Origin of the sequence: Bartonella sp. TP (assembly GCF_030406085.1) — a bacterium.
Lineage (GTDB): Bacteria > Pseudomonadota > Alphaproteobacteria > Rhizobiales > Rhizobiaceae > CALTWN01.
The window spans coordinates 96,626-111,251 of record NZ_CP129002.1; the positions used below are offsets into that span (position 1 = coordinate 96,626).

At 42.4% G+C, this 14,626-nt stretch carries 14 protein-coding genes; 3 read left to right on the forward strand and 11 right to left on the reverse strand.

All coding sequences use genetic code 11. The features are described 5' to 3' along the window. Positions 1-9 precede the first annotated feature (9 nt). Both QVL57_RS00530 and QVL57_RS00535 read right to left on the reverse strand, forming a co-directional pair. The gene (locus tag QVL57_RS00530) at positions 10-1,383 is read right to left on the reverse strand and encodes a sigma-54 dependent transcriptional regulator (protein ID WP_290076602.1); all 1,374 of its coding nucleotides are present in this window, start codon (positions 1,381-1,383) and stop codon (positions 10-12) included. Positions 1,384-1,397: 14 nt separating this feature from the next. After that, a complete protein-coding gene (locus QVL57_RS00535; protein WP_290076604.1) occupies positions 1,398-3,608 on the reverse strand; it encodes a PAS domain-containing sensor histidine kinase in 2,211 nt (736 codons plus the stop codon). 97 nt (positions 3,609-3,705) lie between these two features. On the opposite strand from QVL57_RS00535, the gene rirA reads away from it, so the two are divergent. The 3 genes from rirA to ispF are packed head-to-tail and all read left to right on the forward strand — an operon-like array spanning position 3,706 to position 5,357. After that, positions 3,706-4,137, forward strand: coding sequence for an iron-responsive transcriptional regulator RirA (gene rirA / locus QVL57_RS00540; RefSeq protein ID WP_290076606.1), 432 nt, complete (start codon positions 3,706-3,708; stop codon positions 4,135-4,137). A gap of 6 nt (positions 4,138-4,143) precedes the next feature. Continuing rightward, complete coding sequence (gene ispD / locus QVL57_RS05700; protein ID WP_354669851.1) at positions 4,144-4,854, forward strand: 2-C-methyl-D-erythritol 4-phosphate cytidylyltransferase; 711 nt, start codon at positions 4,144-4,146, stop codon at positions 4,852-4,854. After that, complete coding sequence (gene ispF, locus QVL57_RS05705; protein WP_354669852.1) at positions 4,854-5,357, forward strand: 2-C-methyl-D-erythritol 2,4-cyclodiphosphate synthase; 504 nt, start codon at positions 4,854-4,856, stop codon at positions 5,355-5,357. The genes ispD and ispF overlap by 1 nt, the downstream gene beginning before the upstream one ends. Here the strand turns inward: ispF and QVL57_RS00550 are convergent. From QVL57_RS00550 to kdsA, 9 genes are all read right to left on the reverse strand, one after another. After that, positions 5,354-5,803, reverse strand: a complete 450-nt coding sequence (locus tag QVL57_RS00550) for an SRPBCC family protein (protein ID WP_290076608.1) — start codon at positions 5,801-5,803, stop codon at positions 5,354-5,356. The two genes, ispF and QVL57_RS00550, sit on opposite strands and share 4 nt — an antisense overlap. Continuing rightward, positions 5,784-6,776, reverse strand: coding sequence for a lipoyl synthase (lipA, locus tag QVL57_RS00555; RefSeq protein WP_290076610.1), 993 nt, complete (start codon positions 6,774-6,776; stop codon positions 5,784-5,786). Before lipA ends, QVL57_RS00550 begins: the two co-directional genes overlap by 20 nt. 10 nt (positions 6,777-6,786) lie before the next feature. Further along, complete coding sequence (lpdA, locus tag QVL57_RS00560; protein ID WP_290076612.1) at positions 6,787-8,208, reverse strand: dihydrolipoyl dehydrogenase; 1,422 nt, start codon at positions 8,206-8,208, stop codon at positions 6,787-6,789. Between the two features lie 22 nt (positions 8,209-8,230). After that, positions 8,231-9,493, reverse strand: a complete 1,263-nt coding sequence (locus QVL57_RS00565; protein WP_290076614.1) for a pyruvate dehydrogenase complex dihydrolipoamide acetyltransferase — start codon at positions 9,491-9,493, stop codon at positions 8,231-8,233. Positions 9,494-9,508: 15 nt separating this feature from the next. Then, the gene (locus QVL57_RS00570; protein WP_290076616.1) at positions 9,509-10,828 is read right to left on the reverse strand and encodes a pyruvate dehydrogenase complex E1 component subunit beta; all 1,320 of its coding nucleotides are present in this window, start codon (positions 10,826-10,828) and stop codon (positions 9,509-9,511) included. A gap of 17 nt (positions 10,829-10,845) precedes the next feature. After that, entirely contained in the window at positions 10,846-11,856 is a 1,011-nt protein-coding gene (pdhA, locus tag QVL57_RS00575; RefSeq protein WP_290077414.1) for a pyruvate dehydrogenase (acetyl-transferring) E1 component subunit alpha, read from the reverse strand. Between the two features lie 216 nt (positions 11,857-12,072). Next, positions 12,073-12,414, reverse strand: coding sequence for a septum formation initiator family protein (locus QVL57_RS00580; protein ID WP_290076617.1), 342 nt, complete (start codon positions 12,412-12,414; stop codon positions 12,073-12,075). Positions 12,415-12,506: 92 nt separating this feature from the next. After that, positions 12,507-13,790: a phosphopyruvate hydratase gene (eno, locus tag QVL57_RS00585; protein ID WP_290076619.1), complete on the reverse strand. Its 1,284-nt coding sequence runs from the start codon at positions 13,788-13,790 to the stop codon at positions 12,507-12,509. Next, complete coding sequence (gene kdsA, locus QVL57_RS00590) at positions 13,787-14,623, reverse strand: 3-deoxy-8-phosphooctulonate synthase (RefSeq protein WP_290076620.1); 837 nt, start codon at positions 14,621-14,623, stop codon at positions 13,787-13,789. The genes eno and kdsA overlap by 4 nt, the downstream gene beginning before the upstream one ends. Positions 14,624-14,626: the final 3 nt, after the last annotated feature.

A 14,626-nucleotide genomic window follows, 5' to 3' on the forward strand; every position in this document is an offset into this window, starting at 1 on the left:
GTCTTAAAATTAAATTTTGTACTTTACTCCAAGCCCTTTTAGCTTACGATGCAAAGCCGAGCGTTCCATGCCAATATTATCCGCAGTTTTTGAAATATTACCATCGAAACGCTCCATTTGCGCTAGAATATAATTTTTTTCAAAAACCTCGCGCGCTTCGCGAATCTGCATTGTCATTATATTATGCGACTTATCCGACAAAGTCTTAGCAATAGGGTCGCTTGTTTCTTCTGGCAACATGTCAGCAGTAATTACATCGCTATTATTGTCACTGCGTGCTAATATCAACAAACGCTCGATGTGATTTTTTAATTGACGCACATTACCTTCCCAATTATAACCCTGTAGCATAATTACAGCATCGGCGGATAATTGGCGTGGTTTTATGCCAGATTGCGCAGCAATTTGCTTCACAAAATGCTTAACCAATAAAGGTATATCTTCTCTTCTTTCACATAAGGCAGGTACAGATACTGGTACAACCGCTAAGCGGTGATATAAATCTTCGCGAAAGCGGCCTTGCTGCACCAAAGCTTTAATATCCTGCGAAGTTGAAGAAATAAGCCTTACGTCCGATTGCATAGAGGCGGCTTTGCTAGTAGATTTAAAATGGTGATTTACCAGCCAACTCAACATTTTTGCCTGCACTTCCATAGGCAAATCGGCCACTTCGTCGATATATAAAGTACCGTTGTTAGCCTCTTCTAGCACACCGATGTTAGGCGACCCATCTGCATCGCTACCGCCAAAAAGGTCGTGCATCATATTTTCTGCGGTTAAGGTAGCGGCATTTAAAATTACAAAAGGCGCCTGCGCGCGCAGCGAAGAATGATGAATAACCCGAGCAGCTAATTCTTTACCACTGCCAGAAGGGCCAAAGAGCATAATTCGGCTATTAGTAGCGGCAACTTTTTCAATATTTTGGCGCAAATTTTTAATAGCAGCCGACACACCAACCATCTCTGGCGCTACAAAAGCACGTTTCTTTAGCTGCGTTAATTCCGCCCTCAGAGAAAAAGTTTCTAACGCTCTTTCTACAGCCAGCAACAATTTATCTAACGCAAATGGCTTTTCGATAAAATCATAGGCGCCACGCTTAATAGCGCTAACCGCAGTGTCAATAGTACCATGGCCGGAAATCATAACTACTGGCAAATCTGGATAATTATTTTTGATAAAAGTCAAAAGCGCCATGCCATCTATACGGCTACCCTCGAGCCAAATATCCAAAAAAATCAATCTGGGAACAGCATTTTTAAGCATAGCGATAGCAGCATCTGCATCGCTGGCTACTTTTGTTTCATAGCCCTCATCACTTAAAATTCCCGAAAGCAAGTCCCTTATATCTGCCTCATCATCGATTATAAGTATATCATATGACATTTTTTTGCCCTTATTCACACATCTATCTTATTAACATAAGGAAACACCATGCGTATCATGGCTCCCATTCCGTTGTAAAAATCTTGCGGTGCGTCATGTAGCTCCATATAGCCCTTATGCTCTTCTACAATTTTGCGTACTATTGCCAAACCCAAGCCCGTGCCTTTTTTTCGCGTGGTTATATATGGCTCCAACAGACTTGAACGCCCGCTTGACGGCAATCCACGCCCATTATCTATAATCTCTACAATAATTTGCGCTCCATTTCTATAGGCTCTTAATAATATATGGCCTTTTGCGGACCTTTCCACTAGGGATAGAGATTCTATAGATTCGCTAGCATTTTTGATAACATTACCGAACGCCTGCCCTAGTAAGCGTGTATCGAACTCACCCCATAATGGCTCTTCACTAAAATCTTGTTCAAAACTTATCCCACTTTTTGAAACCTCAATCAAAAAGCTAGCTTCCTTTAGTGGCTGCCTTATATCAGCCAATTGGGTATTTATCTTTGGCATGCGAGCAAAGGCAGAAAATTCATTGACCATACGGCCAATATCACCAACTTGCCGCACTATGGTATTTAAGCATTTGTCAAAAATCTCCTTGTCCTGCACAATCATATGCGAATAACGGCGTCTTATCCGCTCTGCCGAAAGCTGAATAGGGGTTAAAGGGTTCTTAATCTCATGGGCAATGCGTTTTGCCACCTCGGTCCAGGCCAAGGCACGGTGCGCCTCTACTAGCTCGGTAATGTCATCTATGGTAATTACCAGCGCTTTGCCAGTAGTTTCACCTCTTTCCTGGGTAATTTGTACATTATATACACGCAATTGACCTTGCTGAGATATCGTAATTTGCTCTTGATATTTAGTATTTTGCTTATGTTTGGTTAGATCCAGTAATTGCTCAATACGCTCTTTGCCTAAAAATGGGCTAAGCTCCAGAATAGTTTTACCTATTAAATCTGAAGCATGCAGATTAAACATATTCTCTAACGAAGGGTTAAGCATTGTAATATGGCCAACGGAGTCCACACCAATAACGCCAGCGGTTACGCCAGCCAACACCGCCTCAGAAAAGCGGCGCCTGGAGTCTATTTGGTCTTTTGCAGAAATTAACTCGTTACGCTGGGCTCTAAGCTCTTGCACCATATAATTAAAGCTTTGCGAAAGCTGGCCAATATCGTCATCTTTCAAATATGGGGGCAAGACTATATTCAACTCGCCTTTCGCCACCTTAGCTGCCGCATTTATAAGCAAGCGAATAGGCGAAACTAAGCGATTTGCCACCGTAACGCCAGTAAGAATGGCCGAAAACAACATAGTTAAAAACAGGCAGAAATATAAAACCGCAAAAGCAAGCTGCAACGGCAGACGCGCAGCTTGCATGCTTTTATATCGGTTAGTGGTATATTCAGTCAGCCGCAAAGCCTCTAATACACTAGGCCGCACTTTACGCACTACGTATAAATATGTACCCTCTATCTGATTTAGCTTTATAATTACACCAAAATAATCATGCTCTCCTGGCTGAAAAGGAAAAGGGTACCCATCTTGCGCTTGGGCTATTAGATTCTTTGGCGGAATCGGCAGGCTTTTTTCGCCACCTAAATAGCTAGAGACATAAATCGTGCCGTCCCGACTTAGCAAAAAAGCAGCGCGCATATTATAAGCTGCGGCCTGCAGCGTCATTCGCCTTTTATATTCTAAGAGATTATCCGACAAAAGCTTGCGGTCATCCAACGAAGCTTTCATATTATAAGCATTATACATTAAGCTATTTAAAGTCTCATCGGCATAGACATTTGCAATATTAATAGAAGAATCAACTATAGCCTTGGTACTATTATTAAACCAACGATCTAGCCCCATATTAAAAGTAACTACAGCCACAATAGCCACCGCAAGACTGGGCAAAGTTGCCACAACAGAAAATAAAGAGATAATCCGTACATGCAAGCGAGAAGCCGCCCCACCATCGCGCCAAGCTTTGAGTATAGGCGCTATGCGCGAGCTAATGGCGATGATTAATAAGAACACACAGGCTAAATTAATGCATATCAAGGCAATAGACACATATCTATCTGGCGCTAGCTTGGTAACGCCCAGCAAAATAAAAAAGGAAATAGCGGTAACAGCCAAAGAAAAAACTATCAAGATTATTTCCAAAGCCGGGCTTTCTGCCTCATCCGGTAGTTGCACTATATTTCTATTTTTTTGCAATCTAATATGCCTTTTTCGAATTTTTTAAAATTCCATTCTATGATATTTTCTTTAAATATGCTACAATAAGTTAATTATAACACATAATAGGAAAACTATGCGGCTTACTAAACAAACTAATTATGCAATACGCATATTAATGTATTGCGATACCAATCAAGGAAAGCTTAGCCAAATATCCGAAATAGCAAAAGCATATAATGTGTCAGAAAATTTTTTATTTAAAATATTGCAGTCATTAGTCAAGGCCAATTTTGTTAAAACGGTACGCGGTCGCAATGGCGGAATTTACCTAACAAAACCAGCGCAAGAAATCTCTGTTGCTGAAGTAATTAAAGTTACAGAGGATAATTTTGCTATGGCAGAATGTTTTGAAAACGAGGCCGCAGAATGCCCTTTGCTAGATTCCTGCGGCCTAAATGCCGCCTTTAACAAAGCGCTAAGAGCTTTTTTTACCGTGCTAGAGCAAACCACAATTGCACAATTGCAAAGACCCAATTTTAAAGAACGACTTGGCCTGGCAGAGTAAAACACAATGTTAATGCCCCGCAATTGTAGTGCCATTATCTTAGCCGCTGGCAAAGGCAATCGCGCTGCTACCGAAATACCAAAGCAATATATGAAGATAAACGGTCGCCCTTTACTGGAATATAGCTTGCATAGCTTTATCAACAGCCGGCTATTCACGCAGATAATCTTGGTAATAGCCCGACAAGACGAAGCTTTATGCCGCTCTTCGCTACCGCCAAAGCTACACAAGCAAATCAAGATAACATTTGGCGCTGATAGCCGCCAAGCCTCTACCTGGCAGGCGCTATCTGCCCTAGCCGATAATCCCCCAGATTATGTTTTTATCCATGACGCGGCCAGGCCATTTATCTCTTACCAAAAACTACAAGAACTACAGCAGAATCTACAGCCAAATCAAGGCGTTTCCCTAGCGCTTCGCGTGAGTGACAGCATAAAAAAAATCAACCAACAAAATTTTATCACAGAAAATATCGACCGCAAGCATCTTTATGCCGCGCAAACCCCACAGGCCTTTCCTTTTTCCGCAATTTTCAAAGCACACCAACAAGCAAGCGCGCAGGCAGCAACTGACTTTACTGATGACAGTGCTTTGGCTACATATTATGGCCTACCAGTAAAGCTGCTACCTGGCAACGCGACTAATATTAAGCTTACTTGGAAGCAAGATTTTCAAATAGCCGAATTTTTGGCCCAGAACTATCAATGGGAGGAATAATGCCAGATATCAGAATAGGCAATGGCTATGATGTTCATGCCTTTATTGAACATGAAACTACAACTATCTCAGAACATTATATAATTTTATGCGCAGAGAAAATTCCCTTTCATAAAAAACTAAATGGTCATTCCGACTCTGATGTTGCCCTGCATGCACTTACCGATGCAATTTTGGGCACTTATGGTTTAGGTGATATCGGCACTTATTTTCCGCCACATGAGGCAGAGTGGAAAAATGCTCCCTCTAGCATTTTTGTCAAAAAAGCTCTCGAGCTAATTCACGCAAAAGGCGGCAAAATTTCAAACATAGATATTACACTTATAGCTCAAGAGCCACAAATTTCTATTTTTCGTAAAAAAATGCAAAACAATCTAGCCGAATTACTAAAGCTAGAGCCATGTCGCATTGGGCTAAAAGCCACAACGAATGAAAAACTAGGATTTATAGGCCGTGGTGAGGGCATTGCCGCCATCGCAACCGCTTGCATTATCTTTGGCTAGGGTTTATATACCGCATCGGCCCTTTTTTCAAAAGCCTCTGCAAATTTCAAAAAAGCCGCGTCAAAAACACTACCCATTAATAGCCCCAAGCTCTTGCTTTTGAACTCATAATCTATAAAAAATTCTATTTCGCTTTTGTAGCACTCTAAATCAACAAAAGCCCAGCGATTTTCTAAATATTTAAACGGCCCGTCCACATAGCTAACCTTAATAATATTATTGTCTGGGTCCAGCTGCACTATTGTAGTAAAACTTTCGCAAAAAATTTTATAGCCAACACTCATAACAGCAGTAACTATCGTAAGATTTTCCTGCTGGATTTTATCTAAAACCCTTAACTCCTTACACATTGGTAGAAATTGCGGATATTTTTCTACATCGGCCACCAGAGCAAACATCTCGGCAGCCTTATGTGCGACTATGCGCTTAGTTCCAAATTTTGGCATATAGCGGCTTTTCTGTCGAGACTAACAATTTTTTGGCTCTAGCAGCTCTAAGAATCTCAAAATTTTCACCAGCATGATGCGAAGAGCGCGTCAAAGGGCTAGAAGCCACATGCAAAAAGCCTTTGGTCTTGGCAATAGTAGCATAGGAGGCAAACTCTTCTGGCGGTACAAATCTTACAACCTCATGATGTTTGGGCGTAGGCTGCAAATATTGACCCATAGTCAAAAAATCTACATCCGCCGAGCGTAAATCATCCATCAATTGCAAAATTTCATTTCGCGTCTCACCAAAGCCAAGCATTATACCGGATTTAGTAAACATCGCAGGATCAAGCTCTTTTACCCGCTGCAATAACCGTAATGAGTGAAAATATCTAGCTCCTGGTCGCACTTTGAGATATTTAGAGGGCACTGTTTCTAAATTATGATTAAAAACATCTGGCTTTGCTGCAACGACCTTTTCTATTGCGCCATCCTTATGCCGAAAATCGGGGGTTAGAACTTCAATTGTGGTACCAGCAGACCGCGCTCTGATTTCGGCAATAACATTGGCAAATTGCTCGGCACCACCATCTGGCAAATCATCTCTATCTACCGAAGTTACCACCACATGCTTCAGCTTCATCTTAGCCACGGCTTCTGCCACGCGCTGTGGTTCTTGCAAATCTAACTCGTGCGGTATACCAGTAGAAACATTGCAAAACGCACAGGCTCTGGTACATATTTCTCCCAAGATCATAAAGCTAGCATGCCCTTGATGCCAACATTCGCCTATATTTGGACAGCCAGCCTCTTCACACACAGTTACCAATTTATTATTGCGTACTATAGATCTAGTTTCTTCATATAATTTAGAGTTAGGCGCCTTTACCCGAATCCAATCGGGTTTTTTACTAATTTTATTGTCTGGCCGATGCGCTTTTTCTGGATGCCGCTGCGCCCTATCTTTTAATCTATCTATAATAGTAACCATTACAGTTAACTCACTTATTTAATGCTCTGGAGTAAGCGTCCAACACACTTTCCTTCATCATTTCCGATAAGGTTGGATGGGCAAAAACACTATGCATAAGCTCTTGCTCGGTGGTTTCCAAATTCATAGCAATAACAAATCCTGCAATAAGCTCGGTAACCTCCGCGCCTATCATATGCGCACCCAATAATTGTCCGGTTTTTGCGTCAAAGATAGTTTTTATCATGCCATGCTCTTCGCCCAAAGCTATAGCCTTACCATTGGCAGAAAAATTATAACGCCCTACTTTAAGCTCATGCCCACGCTCACGAGCTGCCTTTTCCGTTAATCCAACAGAAGCAAGCTGCGGCTCGCAATAAATGCACGATGGAATTTTGGCTCTATCCAATGGATGTACAGACGTCAAGCCCGCAATTTTCTCCACACAAATCACGCCCTCTTCTTCAGCTTTATGCGCCAGCATAGGAGCCCCAGCAACATCGCCTATGGCATATATACCAGCTATATTGGTGCGGCTCCACTCATCGGTAACTATACAATTATCCGTTTTTATCCCTATATCTTCAAGCCCTAGCCCCTCAATATTTGGCACCACCCCGATAGCGCTTATGAGCTTTTCGCAGGTCAAATTTTGCTTCACACCATTTACATCAATTGCTATCGACAGATTTTTTTCATTATTAGTAATTTTTTCTATATTAGCATTAGTCAATATTTTTATACCTTGAATCTCTAGCTGCTTTTTTGCTAGCATAGAGATTTCCTCATCCTCGGTAGTCAAAATATTCGCCAGCCGCTCAACAACTGTAACCTTACTACCCATAGCATTATAAAAAGAGGCAAACTCTATGCCAATAGCACCCGAGCCGATAATAACCAAAGATTCAGGAATAGTCTGTGGCACTAAGGCCTCAAAGTAAGTCCATATTTTTTCACCCAACGTCTCTGTACCTGGCAATATCCTAGGCCGCGCGCCCGTGGCTAAAATTACATGCTTAGCTCTATAAACACCTTCACCCAGCGCTTTAACTGGCGCTGAATTAGAAGCCTGCACTTCAATTTCTACCCCCAAGCCAGTTTTTTTTAGCTTAGCTTGGCCCCATATTACATCTATTTTATTTTTTTTCATCAAAAAGCCAACACCAGCATTCAGTTTAGCAGAAACAGCCCTTGAGCGCGACACTATCGCCTGGATATCTGGCTCTATTTTTCCCTGCAATTTCAAGCCAAATTCAGAAAAATTATCTGCCAGACCCTTTATCTGCGCCGATCGCAACAAAGCTTTGGTTGGGATACAACCCCAATTTAAACAAATACCGCCCAAATAATCTCGCTCAATAATTGCCGTTTTAAAGCCTAATTGTGCAGCACGAATAGCCGCAACATAGCCACCTGGGCCGGAGCCTATTACTATAACATCATACATAGCCATTTATCTTTTCTCCTCAAGCTCACTATACCAACATCGCATAGGGGTGCTCTATTGCCCATTTAAAAGCCTGTATCAATTTAGCAGCATCAGCCCCATTAATTGCTCGATGATCAGCAGAAATAGTTACTGTCATGAGCTTCGCGGGTATAATCGAGTCGTTTTTAACAATAGCGCGCATATCCGCAGCGCCGATAGCAAAAATCACTGATTGCGGCGGGTTTAATATAGCCGAAAACTCCTTTATACCATACATACCAAGATTCGATATCGCCGCGCTACCGCCCTGATATTCCAAAGGCTTTAGCTTTTTGGCTTTTGCCCTAGTTATTAGGTCTTTCATCTCATTCGAAATCGTAACAATCGATTTTTTTTCAGCAGATTTCACAATAGGCGTAATCAAACCATTTTCTATAGCAACAGCTACACCGATATTCGCCGATTTATGCTTGAGCATTGCATGCGAAAGCCAAGAAACGTTAGCTTCTGGCACAGACATCAATGAATTGGCTACAGCCTTGATTATAAAGTCATTTATAGACAATTTATAAGCTGGCATGTCTTCTTTCGTCGACATCGGCGCCGCACTATTAAGCTCTTTGCGCAAAGCTATTAATTTATCTAGCTCGCAATCAACACTCATGTAAAAATGCGGCACCGATTGTTTGGAAGCCGACAAACGCGAAGCAATAATTTGTCGCATAGAATCATGAGGCACCAATTCATATTCGCCTTGCTCATATAATTCTAATATTTTATCTTCTGTTTCGGCATTTTTTACGGCGCCGCGCTGTGGATTGCGCAAAAAGGCCTCAACATCTCTCTTTACAATGCGGCCATAAGCCCCCGTGCCTTGAAGCTGCTTCAACTCTATCGCATTTTCTTTGGCCAATCTTCGCGCAAGCGGAGAGCTAAATAGCTGCATAGTTTTTGCCAACGCGATTGGCTCAGCAGCTTTAATCGCCGGCTCATTCGTTAATGGTGCAGCAGCACTAACCTGAATAGGCGCGGCGGCTTTCGCTACTTGGTAATCTTCTAACTTTTCGCCCTCTTGCGCGAGAATAGCAATGACACTGTTAATCCTAACCCCTTCGCTACCAGCAGGCACCAGAATCTTGGCCAAGATGCCGTCTTCAATCGACTCTAACTCCATGGTTGCCTTGTCTGTTTCGATTTCAGCAATAGTTTCGCCTATTTTTACTGCATCACCTTCATTTTTTAGCCATTTACCTAGCTTACCAGACTCCATCGTAGGAGATAATGCTGGCATTAAAATTTCAATAGACATTTATTTTTCCTATTTTTAACCAGTATAAGTTACCGCTTTAGCCGCAGAAATTATCTCTGCGATATTTGGCAACGCCAATTTTTCTAAATTCGCCGCATAAGGCATAGGTACATCCTTGCCCGCAATGGTTAAAATTGGCGCATCCAAATAATCAAACGCCTCTTGCATAACTCTAGTAGCAATATGCTCGCCAACACTTGACTGCGGAAAACCCTCTTCTACCGTTATTAAGCGCCCAGTCTTCTTAACGGAATCTATAACGGTAGGTAAATCCATTGGCCTAATGGTGCGTAAATCTATAATTTCGGCATCTATGCCCAATTTTGTTAACTCCGGCAAAGCCTGCACGACATAATGCATGCCTATGCCAAAAGAAACTATAGTCACATGTTGTCCAGTTTTATAGACAGAAGCTTTACCGATTTCTATGGTTGAATCTTCTCTATCGGGCATAGGAAATTTATGCCCATATAATAGCTCATTTTCCAAAAAAATCACCGGATTATTCTCGCGTATTGCAGCCTTTAGTAATCCCTTAGCATCAGCTGCACTGTAAGGCATCACTACCTTTAGCCCAGGTATATGCGAATACCAAGCCGCATAACATTGCGAATGCTGAGCTCCTACCCTTGCCGCTGCACCATTCGGACCACGAAAAACTATCGGCACCTCTATCTGCCCACCAGACATATAGCGAGTTTTTGCCGCTGAATTTATAATATGATCAATAGCCTGCATGGCAAAATTAAAAGTCATAAACTCTACCACTGGCCGCAGCCCAACAAAAGCAGCACCAACGCCAAGCCCAGCAAAACCATATTCGGTTATTGGTGTATCCACTACTCGCTTTTCGCCAAATTCTTCTAGTAAACCTTGGCTAACTTTGTAAGCACCCTGATATTGAGCTACTTCTTCGCCTAATAAAAAAACCGTCTCGTCTCTACGCATCTCTTCTGCTAGTGCTTGATTAAGCGCCTCACGCACTGTTAGCAAAGAAGAGTCCGCAGAAGCTGCCGCAGGTGTAGAAGCAGATGTGACAATAGAGGCCGTAGGCAAAGGTGTCGTTAAGGCTGCTACTTTATCTTGCCCCTCTCCCTCTATTGTTAAAATAGCTATGGGGCTATTAACTTTAATAGAATTGCTACTTTCTGGCACTAATAATCTCGAAAGAACGCCTTCATCAACGGCTTCAAACTCCATAATAGCTTTGTCCGTTTCTATCTCGGCCAAAACGTCCCCGGCTTTAATTTGGTCACCCTCTTTTTTTAGCCATTTTACCAACTTGCCTTGTTCCATAGTCGGAGATAAGGCTGGCATTAAAATTTCTATAGCCATATTACTTCCTTTAATTATTAAGCCAAAATATCACTATAAAGCTCATTTTCGTTTGGCTCTGGCTCTTGCTGAGCAAATTGCGCAGCTTCGGTTACCACTGCGCGCACCTTTTTGTCAATCTCTTTCAACTCCACTTCGCTAGCTATGGAGCGCTCAATTAAGCTAATTTTAAGACGCTCTATCGGGTCGTGATGGCCCCGCATATTTTCTAACTCTTCTTTGGTTCTATATTTCGCCGGGTCAGACATAGAATGCCCACGATAACGATAAGTCTGCACATCTAGGATAACCGGACCATTGCCATTTCTAATATAATCCAAAGCGGCGCTTGTTGCCTCGAAAACGCGATGAACATCCATACCGTCGATTTTTACACCCGGCACATCAAAAGCTAAGCCCCTTTTGGCAAAATCTACCTCGGCCGAAGCACGCGCCACAGAAGTGCCCATAGCATACATATTATTTTCTACGATATATAATACAGGCAATTTCCATAGCGAAGCCATATTATAACTCTCATATACCTGGCCTTGATTAGCCGCACCATCGCCAAAATAGGTTAGGCAGACATTGTCATTGCCTTTATATTTATTAGCAAAGGCAATGCCAGTACCTATTGGCACCTGCGCAGCAACAATACCATGGCCACCGTAAAAATGATGCTGCCGCGAAAACATATGCATAGAGCCGCCCTTGCCTTTTGAAACGCCACTTTTACGCCCAGCAAGCTCTGCCATAACCATTTGTGGCGCAACACCAGCAGCTAAAATATGCCCATGATCACGATACGAAGTTATAGTAGCGTCGCCAGCTTTAGTAGCGCGCATACTGCCTACAACCACAGCTTCTTGTCCAATATAAAGATGGCAAAACCCGCCAATTAAACCCATGCCATATAGCTGCCCGGCTCTTTCTTCAAACCTTCTTAACAACAACATATCTTCGTATATCTCTAGCTCTTGTTCTTTCGACAGAGTAAAATTTTTCGCATGCAGCAGAAAATCGTCATTACTAACCGGGGTAACCAATTTTTTCTCTGAACTGTAGAGGGTAAAAGGATTAGGATTTTCTAAAACTCTATCTTTTTTTCTCTTTGAGCCAGCATTATTTAATGCATTTATCATCTGCTACTCCTTTGGCCGAGTTAACTTGTAGCGCAATATAAAATATTGCTACAAGTTAAAATCTTATTTTAAAAAAACCAAAATGTAAAGTAGAAGATATTAACTAAAAGTTAATAATATTTATGGCCCTAGATCACCATGGGTTAAGGGAATTACATACTCATTTTTCTTGGCTAGGTTCAAGTTTTTACGGGCATATTCGTCCAAAACATCTTTGTCCACCGTAGCATCGCGCAAAAGCTTGGCCCTTTTTTCTAAAGCAAGCCGCTCGTGCAGCAAAGCTTCATATTGCAGCTGTAACTTTTGCCAGCAGCCTTCTTGCTGTGCATACACACGCAAGCCAAATGCACCGCAATAGCTATGATAAGCAAAATAAAAAATCAGCAATACGCCGACGAGTCTGATCCAGATATTATATCGCTTAGGGCGCGTCCCTAAATATCCCAGCTGCTGTGGCTCCACAAAGCCCCCCATATAATAAAAATTAATATAGGTAGCAACGCTAACGCTTATTTATTTAAAAATATTTAATTGTGGAGCGAGTACTAAATTTATTACTGACCAAATTTGACAAAAAATCTATTACCAGCATAAGCAGCAGCCTTGCCCAGCTCTTCTTCTATTCGCAACAATTGATTATATTTTGCCACCCGGTCCGACCGTGCCAGCGAACCAGTTTTAATTTGCCCGCAATTCATAGCTACCGCCAAATCGGCAATCGTATGGTCCTCACTTTCGCCAGAGCGATGCGACATAATAGTATTATAGCCGCCTCGATGGGCCATTTCTATCGTCTGCAAAGTTTCTGTAAGCGTGCCTATTTGATTCATCTTTATTAAAATGGCGTTGGCAATATTATTCTCGAGCCCTTTGCTCAACCGGTCTGGATTAGTAACAAATAAATCATCCCCTACCAACTGGCATTTTTTGCCAATAAGCTGTGTAAGCTGCGCCCAGCCTTCCCAATCATCCTCTGCCATACCATCTTCTATCGATATTATGGGATAATTCGCAACCAAATTAGCTAAATAATTAACCTGATCTTTTTGCGATCGACCAAGAGACTCACCAGCATAATGATAAAGCTTGTTCTGATAAAGCTCCGTAGCTGCACAATCAAGCCCAATGGCAACATCTACGCCTGGCCTTAGGCCTGCTTTTTCTATTGCTTTCAAAATAAAGTCCAAACTTTGGTCAGCATTGGCCAAGCCCGGGGCAAAGCCTCCCTCATCCCCGACATTAATATTATGCCCAGCATGCTTTAGCTCTGCTTTTAACACATGAAAAATCTCAACGCCCCAGCGCATAGCCTCGCGAAAGCTCAAAGCGCCGCGCGGAATTATCATAAATTCTTGAAAATCCAGCGGATTATCAGCATGGACACCACCATTAATAATATTCATCATCGGGGTTGGCAAAATATGCGCATACAGCCCGCCAATATAGCGATATAAAGACTGCCCATAAGACTGCGCCGTGGCCTTGGCCACAGCAATGGAAACGCCTAAAATGGCATTTGCTCCCAAGCGCTCTTTATTTAGCGTACCGTCTAATTTTATCATAGCTGTATCTATAGCAATTTGATCTTCACTATCCATACCAGAAATAGCCTCAAACAGCTCTTGCGTAACATTGGATACGGCCTTTAATACCCCTTTACCATTATAACGACTCCCGCCGTCACGCAGCTCTAGCGCCTCATGGGTGCCAGTAGAGGCACCAGATGGCACGATAACAGTGCCAGCGGAGCCATCTTCTAAAACAACTTCTACCTCTAATGCGGGATTACCACGAGAATCCAATAATTCTCGGCCTACTATATCTACAATAGCTGTCATTTTAAATGTCTTCCTTTAGCTAATTTATCATATTCCAGCAGTTCTTCTAACAAAAACGGCAAATCCTGCAATTTGATCATATTTGGCCCATCAGAAGGCGCCAAATCAGGATCTTGATGAGTTTCTAAAAAAACACCCGCTACCCCCACAGCAACCGCGGCGCGAGCCAAGCTGGCCACAAAGCCACGCTCACCACCTGAGCTGCCATCTAATCCGCCGGGCATTTGCACGCTATGAGTAGCGTCAAATATTATTGGGGTGCCAAATTCTGCCATTATCGAAAGTGCTCGCATATCAGTGATTAATCTATTATAACCAAAGCATGTGCCTCTTTCTGTCAACAGCACCTGGCTATTGCCACTTTGCACTAATTTTTCTACCACATGCTTCATGTCCCATGGTGCCAAAAATTGGCCCTTTTTCACATTTATAACTCGGCCCGTCTGCGCGGCCGCAACTAGCAGATCAGTCTGCCGGCATAAAAAGGCAGGAATCTGCAATACATCAACAATCTCAGCTACTTCTGCGCATTGCTCCGGTAAATGAACATCGGTAATAATTGGTATATTAAATTCTGCTTTCAAAGCTTCAAAAATCGCTAACCCCTGTTCCAGCCCCACCCCACGCTGACTATTCAAAGAAGTACGATTCGCCTTATCAAAGCTAGATTTATACACCAGCCCAATATCTAATTTCTTGGCGATATTTTGTAAAATTCCTGCCATATCAAAGCTATGCTGCTTGCTTTCTATTTGGCACGGCCCGGCTATAAGCATCAATTTGCTCTTATTAGAGCAGGTAACCCCGCCTATATTAACAACATTAGCTAGCATTTA

Coding starts and splice junctions, on each gene's coding strand:
- eno (WP_290076619.1), bottom strand. CDS start 13,790: ATGACAGCTATTGTAGATATAGTAGGCCGAGAATTATTGGATTCTCGT.
- ispD (WP_354669851.1), top strand. CDS start 4,144: ATGTTAATGCCCCGCAATTGTAGTGCCATTATCTTAGCCGCTGGCAAA.
- QVL57_RS00530 (WP_290076602.1), bottom strand. CDS start 1,383: ATGTCATATGATATACTTATAATCGATGATGAGGCAGATATAAGGGAC.
- QVL57_RS00550 (WP_290076608.1), bottom strand. CDS start 5,803: ATGCCAAAATTTGGAACTAAGCGCATAGTCGCACATAAGGCTGCCGAG.
- QVL57_RS00570 (WP_290076616.1), bottom strand. CDS start 10,828: ATGGCTATAGAAATTTTAATGCCAGCCTTATCTCCGACTATGGAACAA.
- rirA (WP_290076606.1), top strand. CDS start 3,706: ATGCGGCTTACTAAACAAACTAATTATGCAATACGCATATTAATGTAT.
- lipA (WP_290076610.1), bottom strand. CDS start 6,776: ATGGTTACTATTATAGATAGATTAAAAGATAGGGCGCAGCGGCATCCA.
- kdsA (WP_290076620.1), bottom strand. CDS start 14,623: ATGCTAGCTAATGTTGTTAATATAGGCGGGGTTACCTGCTCTAATAAG.
- QVL57_RS00565 (WP_290076614.1), bottom strand. CDS start 9,493: ATGTCTATTGAAATTTTAATGCCAGCATTATCTCCTACGATGGAGTCT.
- ispF (WP_354669852.1), top strand. CDS start 4,854: ATGCCAGATATCAGAATAGGCAATGGCTATGATGTTCATGCCTTTATT.
- lpdA (WP_290076612.1), bottom strand. CDS start 8,208: ATGGCTATGTATGATGTTATAGTAATAGGCTCCGGCCCAGGTGGCTAT.